The sequence below is a fragment of the Bizionia argentinensis JUB59 genome (assembly GCF_000224335.1).
Taxonomy (GTDB): Bacteria; Bacteroidota; Bacteroidia; order Flavobacteriales; family Flavobacteriaceae; genus Algorimicrobium; species Algorimicrobium argentinense.
This window is the reverse complement of record NZ_AFXZ01000048.1, coordinates 1-17,296: the sequence shown is the minus strand read 5'-3', so window position 1 is coordinate 17,296 and position 17,296 is coordinate 1. Positions and strand designations below refer to the sequence as shown.

Genomic DNA, 17,296 nt, shown 5'->3' with positions numbered 1-17,296 from the left:
GAGAGAGAGAGAGAGTCTTCATGCCACTTTTGTAGATTAAAAATCTATATAATTGGAAATATTCTGATACGCAATTTTCGTTTTATTAATATGATAGTGAAAAGAGCGTTGCCATGAAAAATCAAGAAAACCTATTTCATGAATTAATTTTGATGATGTCGTTTTAAAAGCGCCCATCAAACTCGATAAGGATTTTATTTTAATTCCTACAACTGGAATTCGCAAACGATCTATCTCAATAATGGCATGCACATGATTGGGCATAACCACAAAATTATCTATAACAACATACGGATATTGCTCCTGCAACCACAATAATCTTTCCTGCACAATTAATCCATACACATTTAATTTCATGATGCACTTGGCTGGAATTTCCTCCCGTACGGACAGCTCGCGAGCTATCCCTTGGCCCACATCAATAACCTCACCAAAACAACACAATCTATCCTGAACACAAACCGTCACGAAATATAAATTATCACGGGAATAATCATACCCTTTTAATCTATTTCGTTTTCTGTTTTTCATTTAATTATTGATTTGATGGAATCTGATAATTAAATATAATCAATAATTCAGCGCGAATACACTGAAAATTAAATATTCACGAAATAAAATCAAAATATGGCATCTGTAGGGGCAGCTCGCGAGCTGCCCCTACAGGCAATTACATATTCCTACGATACTGGCCACCAACCTCAAACAATGCCGATGTAATTTCTCCTAAACTACACACTTTACAAACATCCATTAAGGCTTCAAAAATATTCTCATTATGGATGGCTCTAACTTGCAAATCTTTTAATAACTCGGTTGTATCTTTAGAATCATGCAGATTTTTCAGCGTTGTAATTTGATTTTGCTTTTCGGCTTCTGTGGCACGAATAACTTCTGCCGGTTGAACCGTTGGCGATCCCTTGGAGCTTAAAAAGGTGTTTACACCAATAATTGGGAATTCACCATTATGCTTCAATGTTTCGTAATACAAACTCTCTTCTTGAATTTTACTACGTTGGTACATCGTTTCCATAGCACCTAGAACACCGCCACGTTCGGTAATTCTATCGAATTCCAATAACACAGCTTCTTCTACTAAATCGGTTAATTCCTCTATAATAAATGACCCTTGAATTGGATTTTCATTCTTGGCTAAACCTAACTCCTTATTAATAATTAACTGAATTGCCATAGCACGACGAACCGATTCTTCAGTTGGTGTGGTTATCGCCTCATCATAGGCATTTGTGTGCAATGAGTTACAGTTATCATAAATAGCATATAAGGCTTGAAGCGTAGTTCTGATATCATTAAAATCAATTTCTTGAGCATGTAAACTACGTCCAGAGGTTTGAATATGATACTTTAACATTTGCGCTCTCGCATTAGCGCCATATTTGTTTTTCATGGCTTTCGACCAAATTTTTCTTGCCACACGACCAATCACAGCATATTCTGGATCGATTCCATTGGAGAAGAAAAACGATAGATTTGGACCAAATTTATTAATGTCCATTCCACGACTTAAATAATATTCTACATACGTGAATCCGTTAGAAAGCGTTAATGCCAATTGGGTAATTGGGTTGGCGCCTGCTTCGGCAATATGATAACCTGAAATAGATACCGAATAAAAATTTCGAACGTTATTTTCAATAAAATATTCTTGAACGTCACCCATTAATCGCAAAGCGAATTCAGTTGAAAAAATACAGGTATTTTGAGCTTGATCTTCTTTTAAAATATCTGCTTGAACCGTTCCACGAACTTGTGCAATAGTATTCTTTTTAATCTCCGCATAAACGTCGGCAGGTAGCACTTGATCACCAGTAACACCTAAAAGCATTAAACCTAAACCATTATTACTTTCTGGTAATTCACCCAAGTATTTAGGACGCACTTTACCTTTATAAAGTTTGACTATTTTAGCTTCTACTTCTTTTTCTAATTCATTTTCTTTAATGTACAACTCACATTGTTGATCTATAGCCGCATTCATAAAGAAACCTAGTAACATAGGCGCAGGACCATTGATTGTCATACTAACCGATGTCATAACATTCGCTAAATCGAAACCAGAATATAGTTTCTTGGCATCGTCTAAACAGCAAATTGAAACGCCTGCGTTACCAATTTTACCATAAATATCAGGTCGCAAATCAGGATCGTTTCCGTAAAGCGTTACACTATCAAAAGCGGTTGACAAACGTTTGGCTGGTAAACCTGCACTTACATAGTGAAAGCGTCTATTGGTACGTTCTGGTCCGCCTTCACCGGCAAACATACGTGCTGGATCTTCACCTGTACGTTTAAATGGATATAATCCAGATGTGTATGGGAATTCTCCTGGTACGTTTTCCTGTAAACACCATCTTAAAATATCGCCCCAAGCTTGATATTTAGGCAGGGCTACTTTTGGTATTTGAGAATGTGATAAAGACTCGGTATGTGTTTCAATTTTAATTTCTTTATCACGAACTTTAAAGGAATAAATCGGATTTTTATATGTGTTAACTTTTTCATCCCAACCAATGATAACTTCCCAATTATATGGGTCGAAATTCATTTTTACGCGGTCGAATTCTTTTATAAGAAGGTTCAAAAACTCTTTATCATCAGCATTCTCGGCTAACTCCAAAATCGTTTCATCTTCCAGTCGTAACTTTCCAATGAAAGATTTTTCAACAGTACTTTCTGTCACATTAGCCACAGAACATATTGTCTTATAAATTCCATATAATTTTTGGGCAACTTCTACCTGTTCATCGGCTGTTTTATCATAAAAGCGATTACTTTCAGCAATTTCAGATAAATAACGTATTCTAGCTGGTGGAATAACATAAATCTTCTCGCTCATTTCATCTGAAATATGAAAAGTCGATTTTAATTCAAAATTTGCTTTTTCAACCAAAGTATCCATGATCGCTTTGTAAAGCGTATTCATTCCTGGGTCATTAAATTGAGACGCTATAGTTCCGTATACAGGCAATTGGTCTTGCGGTGTACTCCACAAGTTATTGTTACGCATGTATTGTTTTTTTACATCACGTAAGGCGTCAAGAGAACCACGTTTATCAAATTTATTGATAGCTACTAAATCGGCAAAATCAAGCATATCAATTTTCTCCAATTGGGTTGCAGCACCAAATTCTGGTGTCATAACGTAGAGGGAGACATCAGAGTGTTCTATAATTTCGGTATCTGATTGACCAATTCCTGATGTTTCTAAAATAATTAAATCATATTCCGCTGCTTTTAAAACCTGAACAGCTTCATGAACATATTTAGACAATGCTAAATTGGATTGACGTGTTGCCAAACTACGCATATAAACTCTAGGTGAGTTAATAGCATTCATTCGAATTCTATCACCTAAAAGTGCTCCACCAGTTTTACGTTTGGACGGATCTACAGATATTAAACCAACAGTTTTTTCAGGAAAATCGACTAAAAACCGACGAACCAACTCATCTACTAAAGAAGATTTCCCAGCACCACCGGTACCAGTGATTCCCAAAACAGGTGTTTTAGATTTTTTATTTTTTTCGTGAATTTTATCTAAAGCACTTTTTGCAACTTCCGGAAAGTTTTCAGCAGAAGAAATTAATCGACCAATAGCCCTCGGATTCTTACTAGCTAAATGATCTACTTCATCATCTAATTTATCGCCCATGGCATAATCAGATTTTTCAACTAAATCATTAATCATCCCTTGTAAACCCATTTCACGACCATCATCAGGCGAGTAAATTCGGGTAATACCATAATCCATTAATTCTTTAATTTCTGAAGGCAAAATAACTCCTCCTCCTCCTCCGAAGATTTTAATATGATTGGCACCTTTTTCGGTGAGCAAATCATACATATATTTAAAATACTCGTTGTGTCCACCTTGATAGGACGTTAAACAAATGGCATTAGCGTCTTCTTGAATGGCTGTATTAACAACCTCTTCCACACTTCTATCGTGACCTAGGTGGATAACTTCCACACCAGTAGATTGGATGATTCGACGCATAATATTTATGGCAGCATCATGCCCATCAAAAAGCGCGGCAGCAGTTACTATTCGAACTTTATATTTTGGAGTATATCGTGCAATTTCTTTCATTAGGAGTAAACGTGTTTTTTAGCTTTGCAAATTTAAGGAATAATCCTGTATTAATTAAAGGAAGCAATACGAGATGCAGGTAAATTCACTCTTTTCTATCGGTCTTTTAAAATAACATAGACTTTAAAGCTTTATATTATGACAATATTAAGGAGCCAATAAAATTAAACAGCTTTTTAAAAACATAAGCAGTTAATATTTATCTTTGCTAAAATACGATAAAACAAAATCATGATAAAACGCTTAATTACTTTCGTTCTTATTTTAAATTTAACGTCATGTGCAGAATTGCAACAAGTAGTTAATAATTTACCGGAAAATACGGCAGGAATTTCAAATGCCGATATAGCCGCTGGTTTGCGTCAAGCATTAGATCAAGGAATTGACAAGCAAGTTAGCACACTTATGAAACAAGATGGTTTTTATAAAAATGAATTAGTAAAGATTTTACTACCTCAAGAATTACAAAAAGTTGATAAAGCTTTACGCGATATTGGATTAGGAAGTTTAGCTGATGAAGGTTTAAAAGTTTTAAATCGTGCGGCCGAAGATGCTGTTGGAACCGCAACGCCTATTTTCGTCAATGCTGTTAAAGACATTACATTTAATGATGCCAAATCTATATTATTAGGTAATGAAGATGCTGCGACCGTTTATTTATCAGGTAGAACGAAAGCAGAATTATATGCCCAGTTTCAACCAATAATTAACAATTCATTTAAAAAAGTAGGCGCAGATCAAATTTGGTCTAACTTAATTAATCGCTACAATAGCATTCCATTTACTTCTAGTGTGAATCCAGATTTAACAGATTACGTAACAGATCAAGCTTTAAAAGGTGTTTATCAAATGATTGCGGTTGAGGAAAAAGACATTCGTACTAAATACACGTCTCGGACTACAGATATTTTAAGAAAAGTGTTTGCTTTACAGGACTAAACAGGCAATACAAGTTGTTAAAGTACAATTTCGCATTAATTAAAAATCGGTTTTTCTTACAACCGATTTTTTTTATGAACAATTTCAAATTTTAATTTGCTCTTTTCCTATTTTTTAAATATATTTAAGTATCAATATGGCAAAAAATGGAAAATCTCTCAAAACTTAAGCAGAACCAAATCAAACTTCAAATGCGTTATAAGCAGCTAATTGAGCAAGCCTATAACTTAAGGCAAACCGATTCTGCCCAAAGTGACATTTCCGAATATAAAGCGATTAAACTTTTAAATAAACTAAATCGCTTAAAGTATTTAAACAGAGAAACTTCGACAACGATTACACCCACTTAATTTTATAATATTTTTAACTTTTAGCAGAAATCCAATAAACATTCTAAACTCGTATATCTATTTAAAACATATAATTATGAGCGCTCAATTTTGTAGAATAGGAAAGAAAAAAGTTGATTTAAAGCAATTATTAGGCTTGAAAGAACTTGAGAAGAAATATAAAAGTTTTATTGAAGAAGCTTACAACGTAAAATCAACAGACGCAAGTTTAAGTGATGTACTTTATTATGAAGCTAGAAAAATAAAGCAACTTATTATTAATTCAAAACATTGCGATGTAACGTTTTAAAATAATCAAAAGCTAAAACGAGTCTACTTCCATACCAAGAAAACATTTCGCCATCCACCAAAAGGATTTTGGCGTTTGGAAATTGTTGGTAAATAAGAGACTTATGCTTTTCTTTAAATGGATATGGCTCGCTAGATAGCAAAACCAAATCTACATCAGGATATGTTTTATCTAACGAAATTTCTGGATAGCGAGATTTATTTTGAAATGCATTCTCAAAATTATTCAACGACAATAAATAATTTACAAAGGTATCGTTGGCTGCTACCATCCATGGATCTTTCCAAATAAAATAGGAAACTTTTCGTTTCGGTTGTATTTTAATGAATTCTCTAAAATCGGATGCAGCTTCTTTTATTTTCGAAATAAGATTGTAGGAAGTTTCTGAACAGTTAAAAATATCACCATACATTTTGATTAACTCCAAACAGTCAGCAATCGTCTCCATATCGCTTATATGGACCGGTGCAATTGCTTCTAGATCCTGCGTCATCTCCTTTGTATTCTCCTCTTTATTACAGAGAATAATACCAGGATTTAGAGCGCGAATCTTATCATAATGTACCTGTTTGGTGCCACCTACCACTGTAACATTTTTCATTATATGATGCGGATGAACACAGAATTTAGTCACACCAACAAGTGATGTTTCTAAACCTAAATCGCAAATTAATTCAGTAATACTAGGCACCAAGCAAACAATACGCTTTGGCGTATCTTTGAAATTGAGGACTCTTTGAAGTTGATCTTTAATTTGCATTCTTTAAAATAACGGCCATTTCCTGTTGCATATTTTGGGCTTTTTTAGCAGCTGCTTCTGCAAAATCTTCTTGATTAGAAGCATAAATAATCCCTCGTGATGAATTAATTAGTAATCCCACATTTTTCGACATTCCATATTTGCAAACATCTTGTAAATTACCACCTTGGGCGCCAACACCTGGAACGAGTAAAAAGCTTTCTGGTACAATTTGACGAATATCAGCTAGATACTCCGCTTTTGTTGCACCTACAACATACATTAAGTTTTCTGCATTCTCCCAAGTCTTTGAAGTTTCTAAAACCTGCTTATACATTTCTTTGCCGTCCACTAGTTTCGTTTGAAAGTCGAAAGCTCCTTCGTTAGATGTTAAAGCTAAAAGAATGGTATGTTTATTTTTAAATGCTAAAAAAGGTTCGACAGAATCTTTTCCCATGTATGGTGCAACGGTTACACTATCAAAAACTAAATCTTCAAAAAAAGCTTTGGCGTACATGCTACTCGTGTTACCAATATCGCCACGTTTAGCGTCGGCAATTGTAAAAATTTCCGGATGCTTTTCATTCAGGTAATTAATGGTTTTCTCTAGTGCTTGCCACCCTTTTATACCATAAGCTTCGTAAAACGCCGTATTGGGTTTGTAAGAAACACATAAATGATGTGTCGCATCGATAATAGCTTTATTGAACTCGAAAATAGGATCGTCTTCCGTTAGTAAGTGCTGTGGAATTTTACTTAAATCCACATCCAATCCAATACATAAAAAGGATTGTTTTTTTTTAATTTGATCGGTTAGTTGTTCTGTTGTCATAGGTTTCCTTAAGCCTCCAGAGGCGTATACGGTTAATTATTTACTTTGTATTTAGCCACATAAAAATTATAAAGACTGAAAATATCAGATTATAAACACACTTTTTTGATAAGCTTTTTTATTGTTTCTATTCGTGTTCAAATTCTATATTTACATCAAAAAATTTAGGGTTATTATTTATTTCAAATAAGTTTCCAGAAATTTCAATGCCTTTAAAACTGGGTAAAATTCTAACATTTTCATTATCCACATTTTCTATTTTATATGGAAACAAATATCTCGACTTAAATCTAATCAAATCCGCCATAGGATTATCTTTAGTCATAGTTGTATCTTTAGTTTTCTCTGCTTCTGCAATTCCTTCGGGCGTTATTTTTACAGAAAACATATCTTTATTAAAGGTTGTATTATAAGATTTATTAAAATCTGGTATGCCGCTATCTTCATCTTTATTTATGTCTTTAGTTTTATCAGATAACAACTCCAATTCTTTAATATTTTGTCCTTTTAATTTTTCTCCGAATAATTTCAATTCTGCAATATTATCAAAATCATAACTGATTTTCATTTCGAATTTTTTAGATACTGAATCCGCCTTAACATAAAGGCTAAATTTCTCCAATTGCTTTATTTTATCTTGCTTTTCTTTGCTCAATTTTGATATACTGTCTTTCTTTGCTACTAAAAATTCCGAAAAAACTATTAAGGTATCTAACTGTTTATTTTTTTCTCCCGATTCGGTACCGCCTCCCATCTTCATCATTTCCGACAAGTCGAATCCTAAACTGTACTTCCCACTACCATTAGCTTCAAATCTAGTTTCTTGCACGATCTCACAGCTTGTTAAAGTCAGTAAAGAGATAATAAATACGGTGATTTTAATTTTTTTCATTTGTTTTTAGGTTGTTATTAGTATGTTTTAAGAACGTTTGGAGTAAGATTAGTTGCGTGGGATAAACACCTAAAATAGTAAAAATTGACCGAGCCTGTGGAAATTCCGCAGGAATTTCCAAGTAAGCGAGAACAAGCCATTGCTTATACACATTGTTACCTGTAGTTATTTTTTCCGATACACTATTAAATTATACTTAAATTCGGTTCCATCACTTTCTAAAAGTTCAAAAACTTTCAATTCCGTTTGAGTGATTTCCGCAAATTCTATTTCGTTTTTCGTAAATTCTATTAATGAACCAGACTCTCTTAATTGTTCCAAAAGTCCCGGTGCGAGTTTATCAATCGGAACATTATATTTTGGTTCGTCATAAGTCATTCGAAATAGTTTGTGCTCTCGGTCATATTCCCATTTTCCAGATTCGCAATTATAGGGATTTTCACAGCCCATTAATTTGTAAGTTCCGTCTTTTTCAATTCGCATACTTGGTCGCCAAACAATTTCATTTGCAGTTATCGTGTCATTTATAAAATGCGTGATTTCAGATATTGTTTTTCCGTTACTATCTGTTAGTTTATCAAATTCCCACGTTCCTATAATCAGTTTTTCAATTTGGTTTGCACTTTTATTTGTTTTTGCTTCATCAATTAATCCCAAGTAGGTTTTAGTTGATTGACTAAAAGTCAAAAAAGGTAAAAATATTATGGCAAGCAGTATGTTTTTCATAATTACAGGTAACGTTGATGTATATGAGCTGTGGCGTATTTTTGCACGAACCTCTCCAAATAAAAAATGGCTTTGGAAAATCCGCAGGATTTTCCAAGTGAGGACTGACCAAGCCATAGCTTATATACGGTGTTAGCAAATGTTATTTTACTTTTTCTCCTAAACCTTGGTCAATTCGTAACCACAACTTGAACAAAATTTAGTTTCGATTTTATTTTCAAAGTTGCAATTTTGGCATATTATTTTTGTGACTTTCGCTCGAGATTGTTCTTCGTTATGAAATGGTGTTTTTTTCTTTCTATTTTTCTTAATCAAATAGCGAATTAAGAAAACAATACCAATCAAAAATGAAATGAGAATAACATAAAAAATAATTTGCCCTATAATAAGTCCAGTTTCGAAGTCTGAATTAGACTTATCAATATCCTGATTAACAGTTGCAGAAGTTTTATCAACATCATTAGAATTGATTAAAAATGAATTGAAATACTTTGCCTTCTTTTCATTGGTTATATCTTTCTGATTTGTTAAAGGCCAAAAATCGATACTAATTATATTTTGATCTAAATAAATTATCCGCTTAAATCTCTGACTTGGTAAATCTGGATTGGATTGAGCATTATATTCCAATTCTACGGCTGGAATTTGGTGGATGTAGATTTCATTCATTGAAACAAGTTCTGCATTTGATGATGCTATAGCTCCATCTGCTACACCTCGATATATATTCGGAATATCTTCGTTAGTTATTTGAGAACTTTGTTGGTCTGTTAGTTTTCTAATGCTTACTATATAATATGCAAATTCATCTTTCGCATTATAAACAGTTTCTCTTTGGGTTTCAATTAATTCACTTTTTACAGGAAAATCTATACTTGCAAATTCAGTTATATCTGTCTTAACCCAATCTTGGGCATAAGTAATACTCGCAATAAAAATAAATATAATAAAAAGTTTATTTGTCAATTTCATAAATTTCAGGTGGATTGTTTTTTTAATATTTGCTAACTTCCGGATATCGCAAGTTATATTAATATTCCACAAAAAAATACCTCCTAAAAGGAGGCTTTAATTTATATGTGTTCGTCACTTGCCTTTAGCTTCTGGGTGTTTTCGGCCAACATTAATTCGTCAATAATTTTTTGAATATCGCCATTCATAATATTGGATAAATCGTAGAGGTTTAGTCCAATTCTATGATCGGTTACACGACCTTGCGGGTAGTTATACGTTCTGATTTTAGCACTTCTATCACCCGATGTTACCATGGTTCCACGTAAAGCGGCATCTTCTTCCATTTTTTTGGCCAACTCCAAATCGTACAAACGGGAACGCAATACTTTAAAAGCTTTCTCTTTGTTTTTATGCTGCGATTTCTGATCCTGACATTGTGCCACTAAACCTGTTGGAACGTGTGTTAAACGAACCGCCGAATAGGTTGTGTTTACCGACTGGCCACCTGGACCAGACGAACAGAAATAGTCTATACGTACATCTTTTGCTTCTATTTGAACATCAAATTCTTCGGCTTCCGGAAATACCATCATGGTTGCAGCACTTGTATGCACACGACCTTGAGTTTCTGTTTGCGGCACACGTTGAACACGATGCACACCAGCTTCAAATTTTAAGGTACCATAAACATTATCGCCAGAAACTTCAAATTGAATCTCTTTAAATCCACCGTTAGTTCCTTCACTATAATCTACCGTATCAACTTTCCAGCCTCTATTCTCGCAGTATTTAGAATACATACGGAATAAATCGCCTGCAAAAATACTCGCTTCGTCACCCCCTGCTCCTGCTCGTAATTCAACCACGGCATTTTTGGCGTCTTCTGGATCCTTCGGAATTAAAAGAAATTTAATTTCATCCTCTAGTTTCGGAATCCCATCTTTAGCCTCGTCATATTGCATTTTAGCCATATCCACCATTTCGGAGTCATTACTATCCGACATGATTTCTTCAGCCTCTTTTAAGTTATCTGTAAACTCTATATATTCATCACGCTTATCCATTAACAAACGTAAATCTTTGTATTCTTTGTTTAAAGCGACATATCGTTTTTGATCTGTCATGATATCAGGTTGAATGATTAAATCACTCACTTCATCAAAACGTTGCTTTATTATTTGTAATTTATCTAACATCTAGCTTCTTAAATTGTTTAACAAAAATACGATAATTTATGAATTGATATATTTTATATTGCGGTCTTTAAAAAATAATTACTATTTATGCTCGTTTTCAATATATGATGAATCGTTTTGGCGCCATATTATTATTCTACAAACCCTACGTGCTTTGGTCTTTAGGCGTGACACTATTTTTAATATCGGTTGATTCAGATTTCATCGTTATATGCGCAGCAAAGCTTTTTTTACTCACTTTTTTATGGTATTTCTTATCCGAAACGACCGCAAAGCGAAAACTTATTTTCTATAAGAATTTAGGCATTTCGACTTTAAAATTATTCAGTGTATTGTATATTATAGATATCTTAATAACAAGTCTCTTTTTTAAAGTGTTTAACGTTTTTATATGATTTTAGAAATAGATAATGTCGAATTGTATTTTAAAGAAAAGCGCATTCTTAATGGCATTTATCTGAAAGCTGAAACTGGCAAAGTTACAGGGATTTTAGGCAGCAATGGTTGTGGAAAAAGTTGCTTACTTAACATTATTTTTGGCACACTAAAACCTAAATATAAGTTAGTACGCTTGGATAGCAAACCTATTTTAAAACCACTTTATAAAACTAAATTAGCCCACTTTTTACCGCAATTACCTATAGCGCCAAATGGCTTAAAACTAGATACAGCTTTTAAATTATTTAAAGTAGATTGGCAGGAATTCTCAACAATATTCGAATCCTTCGCTATTTACAAAAACTTTAAATTCCGTGAGCTTTCCGGTGGCGAACGTCGCGTGGTAGAAACTTATTTATTACTAAAAAGCCCCGTGAAAATAGTCCTTTTAGATGAACCCTTTTCGCATGTGGCACCTTTGTATATCGAAGTTATTAAACAGCTTATTTCAGAAGAAAAAAAGCGAAAAATTATCATTATTACCGATCATTTATACCGGGATATTATTGATACAAGCGATAATTTATATTTAATAAAGAATGGACATTCCAAACTAATTACTGATTTAAAAACACTGGAAGATTATAAGTATATCAGTGAAAATTCATTATAAAAAAAGAAGCTATTCCTGTTGAAATAGCTTCTTATCTTTTCTACTTATAAAAATGAATTATCCACATTTTGAAGACCCACAATCTTTGCAAGTCAAGCAGCCTTCTTGATAAATCAAGTTTTCAGATTTACAGTTTGAGCACGTATGCCCTTTTGCCGTAGTACCATCGGCAACATAACGCTTTAAAGCACGACCAACACCATTTTTCCATGTATTGATAGACTCACTATCCAATTGTAAACTATTTATTAATTCCACAATATTATCAATCGGCATCCCATGACGAAGCGTACTTGAAATTAATTTAGCGTAGTTCCAGTATTCAGGATTAAACTTATGAGACAAACCTTCAATGGTTGTTTTATAGCCGCGTTTGTTTTCATATTGAAAATCGTATCGCGATGACCCATCGGTATTTCTACTTTTCATAATGACACCTTTTTCAACCCAACGCGGGATTAAAATACCATCTTCATCATCTGCTAATCCTGTAAAAATCTCATAAGGATTCCCGTCAATTAACCCGATAAAAGCAATCCATTTTTCTTTCTTATTCTGTAAACGAACAACATCTGCTTCTAAAACTTCTGGACGTTTTACAGGGAAATTTGTTAAGGTTTCTGTATCCTCTTTCTTCTTTTCATCATTTGAAATAAGCACACCAGAACGCGATCCATCACGATAAACAGTTACACCCTTACAACCGACTTCCCAGGCTTTCATATATAAATCGCCAACTAGCTCTTCACTTACATCGTTTGGTAAATTGATGGTTACACTAATAGAATGATCCACCCATTTCTGTACAGCGCCTTGCATGGTTACTTTACTTAACCAATCCACATCATTAGAAGTAGCTTTGTAATACGGTGATTTTTTAATTAAATCATCTAACTCTTGTTGCGAGAAATTTTGAGACGAATCAATACCGTTCACTTCCATCCATTGTTTAAAACGGTGGTGAAATACAACATATTCTTCCCATGAATCGCCAACCTCATCCACGAAATCTACGCGAACGTGTTTATCATTAGGGTTTACTTTACGTCTACGCTTATAAACTGGCATAAAAACAGGCTCAATTCCCGACGATGTTTGCGTCATTAAACTGGTTGTTCCTGTTGGTGCAATCGTTAATAATGCAATATTACGACGACCATGCTCTAGCATATCAAAGTATAGTTTTTCATCAGCTTCTTTTAAGCGCAGAATAAACGGATTATTTTTCTCACGTTCCGCATCGAAAATAGCAAAAGCGCCACGTTCTTTGGCTGCCATTACAGAAGCCCGGTACGCCTCAATACCTAATGTTTTATGAACTTCAACCGAAAAATCATTTCCAGCTTCACTACCATATTGAATACCTAGAGCGGCCAACATATCGCCTTCCGCAGTAATACCAATACCTGTACGTCTACCCTCTTGTGCTTTTTTCTGAATGTTTATCCACAAATTTCGCTCCGTTTCTTTAATATCGGCATGTTCTGGATCGGCTTCAATTTTCTCTAAAATGGCATCAATTTTCTCTAATTCTAGATCAATGATATCATCCATAATCCGCTGCGCAACAACCACGTGTTTTTTAAACAACTCAAAGTCGAAAGACGCTTGCTTTGTAAATGGGTTATCCACATAAGACAATAAATTTATAGCCAATAAACGACAAGAATCATAAGGGCATAAAGGAATTTCGCCACAAGGATTTGTTGAAACTGTTTTATAACCTAAATCGGCATAGCAATCTGGCACCGATTCATTAATAATAGTATCCCAAAATAAAATTCCAGGTTCAGCTGATTTCCAAGCATTATGAACAATTTTTTTCCAAATACCGTTGGCATCAATTGTTTTAGAGAATTTAGGTGAAGCACTAAAAATTGGATATTTCTGAGTGTATTCGCCATTGTTTTTAACGGCTTTCATAAAAGCATCATCAATACGCACGGAAACATTAGCACCAGTAACTTTACCTTGTTCTAATTTCGCATCGATAAAATCTTCCGAATCTGGATGATTAATAGAAACCGACAACATTAAAGCACCACGACGACCATCTTGAGCGACTTCTCGCGTAGAATTTGAATAACGCTCCATAAACGGAACAATACCAGTGGACGTTAAAGCTGAATTCTTTACCGGTGAACCTTTAGGACGTATATGCGATAAATCGTGACCAACACCACCACGACGCTTCATTAATTGTACTTGTTCCTGATCAATTTTCATGATACCACCGTAAGAATCTGAGTCGCCTTCATTACCAATCACAAAGCAGTTTGAAAGTGAGGCCGTTTGATATGGATTACCTATTCCTGCCATTGGGCTACCTTGTGGCACGATATATTTAAAGTCTTTTATTAAGTCGAATACGTCTTGTTCTGAAAGTGGATTTGGGTAGCGCGCTTCAACGCGAGCAATTTCTTTAGCAATACGCACATGCATATCGTTAGGCGTTAATTCATAAATATGACCTTGAGAATCTTTTAAGGCATACTTATTAATCCAAACGCGTGCTGCAAGCTCATCGCCTTTGAAGTATTTTACTGAAGCTTCAAAAGCTTCTTCTTGCGTATATTTTTTTGGAATTTCGGTGGTTTTGGACTGTGTGGACATGTGTTGCAGTATTTAAAATTTAATAGCTTTTACAAAGTGTAAAGAACGTCAAAATTTTAAACTTAACTCACATTAAAAAACATAAAGTTTTCAATAAAAATGATGAAAAACCTAAAAATCAGATAGTTAGCTATTTTTTAGATTAAAAAGTTAACAAATAATTTTGTTTAATTAGAATTCATAAACAACGCCAACACCTAATAATTGCTTCCACTGCACACGCGCACCGAGGTCAACATACTCTGAATCACCAGTATCTCCATTCACTACCTCTTTTTGTATTTTAATATCATTATCATAGCGCAAATGCGAACCTAAAGTAGCACGGACAAAATTATTTACTTTAAAATCGAAAACAACTTCCCAGTCTATATCTACATTTCCAAAATCGTTAATATAATCAGTATAAAAACTCATAAGGTTTCGAATTTTTACATTTTCAAATACTTCCGCTTCGTATGTACTCGTTAATAATATCCCTAATTCTTTTCTAACCCGCTCTCCAGAACGAATTAAATCGCCATCAGCATTATACTCCGCCGGCACAACACCAAATGCACCAGAATCCGATAGGGCCTCATCATAAACAAAGGTTGTTTTGAGTGTCAATGGTGAGAAATACATAGAAAATTTATCTATATTTTTGCCATATTCAATACCACCACCAAGAAATAAATATCCCGGCGCCATAAACTTCGATATTTCATTGCTTGTATTTGGGTAATTGTACCCATTTGCAAATTGTGTTTTAAAATTAAAACGTGCAGAATAATACCAATTTGTCCTTTTATTTTTCCTAAAACCTAAACTGGAACGAATTTCAAGTAAATCGTCTGTTTTTCGAAATTCCTGATCTTCTTGCTTATTCAGTCCATAACGAGCAGATAAATTACTATCCCATATAAAATTTCTGTACTCATAACGCAAACTACTATTAACACCAATAAGCCCCGAAATGGAATTACTACCTCCCGAGTTCCAATTTACAAAGGCCACTTCATTTATATCCAATCCAGCGGTGTTCTTATTTTTCCAAACGGGTAAATTGGGGTTTAAAGCAGGCTTAAAATATAAAGAATCTGGCTGAGCACTCGCAAATTGAGTAAGCAGAATAACAAAAAAAAATAAAAACCTATGCATTACAATACCCTTTAAAAAATTGATAATCTATTGGTATATGAACTCCCCGAACTCACTATTTATTGTCAGTTGTTTCTCTGAAGAAGCTTCTACACGACCAACTATTTTAGCATCAACATTATAAGATTTAGATATTGCTATAATTTCTTTAGCCACTTTTGGATCTACATATAATTCCATACGATGCCCACAGTTAAACACTTGATACATTTCTTTCCAATCTGTTTTAGATTGATCCTGAATAAGCTTAAACAACGGCGGAACAGGAAATAGATTATCCTTTACAATATGCAAATTATCTATAAAATGTAAAATTTTAGTTTGAGCGCCACCACTACAATGAATCATTCCGTGAATAGTGTCACTGGTATATTTATCAAGAATACTTTTAATTATTGGCGCATAAGTTCGTGTAGGTGACAACACCAGCTTCCCAGCATCTATTGGCGAATCTGGAACACTATCTGTCAACTTCATAGCTCCTGAATACACCAATTCACTAGGAACTGCTGCATCATAACTTTCTGGATAATTTTCAGCTAAATATTTATGGAAAACATCATGTCTTGCTGAAGTTAATCCATTACTTCCCATGCCGCCGTTATAGCTTTTTTCATAGGTCGCTTGACCAAAAGATTCCAAACCTACAATAACGTCGCCAGCTTTAATATTGGCATTATCAATAACATCTGCGCGCTTCATTCGAGCAGTTACAGTAGAATCAACAATAATTGTCCGTACTAAATCTCCAACATCGGCTGTTTCACCGCCGGTAGAATGAATAGTAACACCAAAGGTTTTTAAATCTTCAATAAGCTCTTCAGTTCCATTAATGATAGCAGACAATACGCTTCCAGGAATATTGTTTTTATTACGCCCAATAGTTGAAGACAACATAATATTATCTGTTGCACCAACACAGAGCAAATCGTCAATATTCATAATTAAAGCATCTTGAGCAATACCCTTCCATACTGATAAATCCCCGGTTTCTTTCCAGTACATATAAGCTAAAGATGACTTGGTACCAGCGCCATCCGCATGCATAATTAGACAATAGTCAGGGTCGTTTGTTAAATAATCTGGGACTATTTTACAAAATGCTTTTGGAAACAAGCCTTTATCTATATTTTTTATTGCGTTATGAACATCCTCTTTTGAGGCTGAAACACCACGTTGTGCATATCGTTTACTGACTTCTTGACTCATATTCTAAAATTGAGCTACAAAAATAAGAATTGTTATCTATTTATCATTAGGAATTGTATTAGTTTTAAGAATTGTTGGAACAGACTCTAATAACTTGGCTTTCTTCTTTTTCCCACCAAAATAGAAATTAATACCAAAGGCGATTCGCCAGTAAACATCATCTGAATCTTCATTAACACCAGCATCTAATTCATCTCTTAAAATTTCATTGTACTCACCAAAAAACCTTAAATCTAGACCTTCATAAAGTACATA

At 34.1% G+C, this 17,296-nt stretch carries 15 protein-coding genes and 1 pseudogene; 4 read left to right on the top strand and 12 right to left on the bottom strand.

Going from position 1 to position 17,296, the window contains the following annotated elements:
• Nucleotides 1-36 precede the first annotated feature (36 nt).
• Entirely contained in the window at nucleotides 37-531 is a 495-nt protein-coding gene (locus tag BZARG_RS12060) for a transposase (RefSeq protein ID WP_008638775.1), read from the bottom strand.
• Nucleotides 532-670: 139 nt separating this feature from the next.
• Nucleotides 671-4,111, bottom strand: a complete 3,441-nt coding sequence (locus BZARG_RS12055) for a methylmalonyl-CoA mutase family protein (RefSeq protein ID WP_008638773.1) — start codon at nucleotides 4,109-4,111, stop codon at nucleotides 671-673.
• 231 nt (nucleotides 4,112-4,342) lie between these two features.
• Here BZARG_RS12055 and BZARG_RS12050 point away from each other — a divergent pair, with 231 nt between their 5' ends.
• From BZARG_RS12050 to BZARG_RS12040, 3 genes are all read left to right on the top strand, one after another.
• On the top strand, nucleotides 4,343-5,050 hold the full coding sequence (locus BZARG_RS12050; RefSeq protein WP_008638771.1) for a DUF4197 domain-containing protein: 708 nt from the start codon (nucleotides 4,343-4,345) through the stop codon (nucleotides 5,048-5,050).
• 146 nt (nucleotides 5,051-5,196) lie between these two features.
• Nucleotides 5,197-5,400: a Lacal_2735 family protein gene (locus BZARG_RS12045; RefSeq protein ID WP_040288655.1), complete on the top strand. Its 204-nt coding sequence runs from the start codon at nucleotides 5,197-5,199 to the stop codon at nucleotides 5,398-5,400.
• Between the two features lie 76 nt (nucleotides 5,401-5,476).
• The gene (locus BZARG_RS12040) at nucleotides 5,477-5,689 is read left to right on the top strand and encodes a Lacal_2735 family protein (protein ID WP_008638790.1); all 213 of its coding nucleotides are present in this window, start codon (nucleotides 5,477-5,479) and stop codon (nucleotides 5,687-5,689) included.
• Here BZARG_RS12040 and BZARG_RS12035 read toward each other — a convergent pair.
• The 6 genes from BZARG_RS12035 to prfA form a co-directional block, all read right to left on the bottom strand.
• Nucleotides 5,658-6,449 (bottom strand): ABC transporter substrate-binding protein, encoded by a 792-nt coding sequence (locus tag BZARG_RS12035; protein ID WP_008638783.1) that lies wholly within the window; start codon nucleotides 6,447-6,449, stop codon nucleotides 5,658-5,660. The genes BZARG_RS12040 and BZARG_RS12035 overlap by 32 nt on opposite strands.
• Nucleotides 6,439-7,260 carry an orotidine-5'-phosphate decarboxylase gene (pyrF, locus tag BZARG_RS12030; RefSeq protein ID WP_008638767.1) on the bottom strand — a complete coding sequence of 274 codons (822 nt, stop codon included), beginning with the start codon at nucleotides 7,258-7,260 and terminating at the stop codon, nucleotides 6,439-6,441. Before pyrF ends, BZARG_RS12035 begins: the two co-directional genes overlap by 11 nt.
• Nucleotides 7,261-7,387: 127 nt before the next feature.
• A complete protein-coding gene (locus BZARG_RS12025; RefSeq protein WP_040288650.1) occupies nucleotides 7,388-8,152 on the bottom strand; it encodes a hypothetical protein in 765 nt (254 codons plus the stop codon).
• A 165-nt stretch (nucleotides 8,153-8,317) separates the two neighbouring features.
• Complete coding sequence (locus tag BZARG_RS12020; RefSeq protein WP_040288648.1) at nucleotides 8,318-8,995, bottom strand: hypothetical protein; 678 nt, start codon at nucleotides 8,993-8,995, stop codon at nucleotides 8,318-8,320.
• Between the two features lie 42 nt (nucleotides 8,996-9,037).
• Nucleotides 9,038-9,844: a zinc ribbon domain-containing protein gene (locus tag BZARG_RS12015; RefSeq protein WP_123766952.1), complete on the bottom strand. Its 807-nt coding sequence runs from the start codon at nucleotides 9,842-9,844 to the stop codon at nucleotides 9,038-9,040.
• A 107-nt stretch (nucleotides 9,845-9,951) separates the two neighbouring features.
• A complete protein-coding gene (gene prfA, locus BZARG_RS12010) occupies nucleotides 9,952-11,028 on the bottom strand; it encodes a peptide chain release factor 1 (RefSeq protein WP_008638769.1) in 1,077 nt (358 codons plus the stop codon).
• A gap of 391 nt (nucleotides 11,029-11,419) precedes the next feature.
• Here prfA and BZARG_RS12000 point away from each other — a divergent pair, with 391 nt between their 5' ends.
• Nucleotides 11,420-12,079 (top strand): ATP-binding cassette domain-containing protein, encoded by a 660-nt coding sequence (locus BZARG_RS12000; protein WP_008638786.1) that lies wholly within the window; start codon nucleotides 11,420-11,422, stop codon nucleotides 12,077-12,079.
• 57 nt (nucleotides 12,080-12,136) lie between these two features.
• On the opposite strand, the gene BZARG_RS11995 is transcribed toward BZARG_RS12000, so the two are convergent.
• From BZARG_RS11995 to BZARG_RS15795, 4 genes and pseudogenes are all read right to left on the bottom strand, one after another.
• Nucleotides 12,137-14,692 carry an adenosylcobalamin-dependent ribonucleoside-diphosphate reductase gene (locus BZARG_RS11995; protein ID WP_040288646.1) on the bottom strand — a complete coding sequence of 852 codons (2,556 nt, stop codon included), beginning with the start codon at nucleotides 14,690-14,692 and terminating at the stop codon, nucleotides 12,137-12,139.
• Between the two features lie 171 nt (nucleotides 14,693-14,863).
• Nucleotides 14,864-15,832: a DUF3078 domain-containing protein gene (locus tag BZARG_RS11990; RefSeq protein WP_008638796.1), complete on the bottom strand. Its 969-nt coding sequence runs from the start codon at nucleotides 15,830-15,832 to the stop codon at nucleotides 14,864-14,866.
• A gap of 27 nt (nucleotides 15,833-15,859) precedes the next feature.
• The gene (locus tag BZARG_RS11985) at nucleotides 15,860-17,041 is read right to left on the bottom strand and encodes an AIR synthase related protein (RefSeq protein ID WP_008638781.1); all 1,182 of its coding nucleotides are present in this window, start codon (nucleotides 17,039-17,041) and stop codon (nucleotides 15,860-15,862) included.
• 36 nt (nucleotides 17,042-17,077) lie between these two features.
• Nucleotides 17,078-17,296 (bottom strand): annotated as a pseudogene (locus tag BZARG_RS15795) (Curli production assembly/transport component CsgG); the annotation flags it as partial.

Coding starts and splice junctions, on each gene's coding strand:
- BZARG_RS12060 (WP_008638775.1), bottom strand. CDS start 531: ATGAAAAACAGAAAACGAAATAGATTAAAAGGGTATGATTATTCCCGT.
- BZARG_RS12055 (WP_008638773.1), bottom strand. CDS start 4,111: ATGAAAGAAATTGCACGATATACTCCAAAATATAAAGTTCGAATAGTA.
- BZARG_RS12050 (WP_008638771.1), top strand. CDS start 4,343: ATGATAAAACGCTTAATTACTTTCGTTCTTATTTTAAATTTAACGTCA.
- BZARG_RS12045 (WP_040288655.1), top strand. CDS start 5,197: ATGGAAAATCTCTCAAAACTTAAGCAGAACCAAATCAAACTTCAAATG.
- BZARG_RS12040 (WP_008638790.1), top strand. CDS start 5,477: ATGAGCGCTCAATTTTGTAGAATAGGAAAGAAAAAAGTTGATTTAAAG.
- BZARG_RS12035 (WP_008638783.1), bottom strand. CDS start 6,449: ATGCAAATTAAAGATCAACTTCAAAGAGTCCTCAATTTCAAAGATACG.
- pyrF (WP_008638767.1), bottom strand. CDS start 7,260: ATGACAACAGAACAACTAACCGATCAAATTAAAAAAAAACAATCCTTT.
- BZARG_RS12025 (WP_040288650.1), bottom strand. CDS start 8,152: ATGAAAAAAATTAAAATCACCGTATTTATTATCTCTTTACTGACTTTA.
- BZARG_RS12020 (WP_040288648.1), bottom strand. CDS start 8,995: ATGGCTTGGTCAGTCCTCACTTGGAAAATCCTGCGGATTTTCCAAAGC.
- prfA (WP_008638769.1), bottom strand. CDS start 11,028: ATGTTAGATAAATTACAAATAATAAAGCAACGTTTTGATGAAGTGAGT.
- BZARG_RS12000 (WP_008638786.1), top strand. CDS start 11,420: ATGATTTTAGAAATAGATAATGTCGAATTGTATTTTAAAGAAAAGCGC.
- BZARG_RS11995 (WP_040288646.1), bottom strand. CDS start 14,692: ATGTCCACACAGTCCAAAACCACCGAAATTCCAAAAAAATATACGCAA.
- BZARG_RS11990 (WP_008638796.1), bottom strand. CDS start 15,832: ATGCATAGGTTTTTATTTTTTTTTGTTATTCTGCTTACTCAATTTGCG.
- BZARG_RS11985 (WP_008638781.1), bottom strand. CDS start 17,041: ATGAGTCAAGAAGTCAGTAAACGATATGCACAACGTGGTGTTTCAGCC.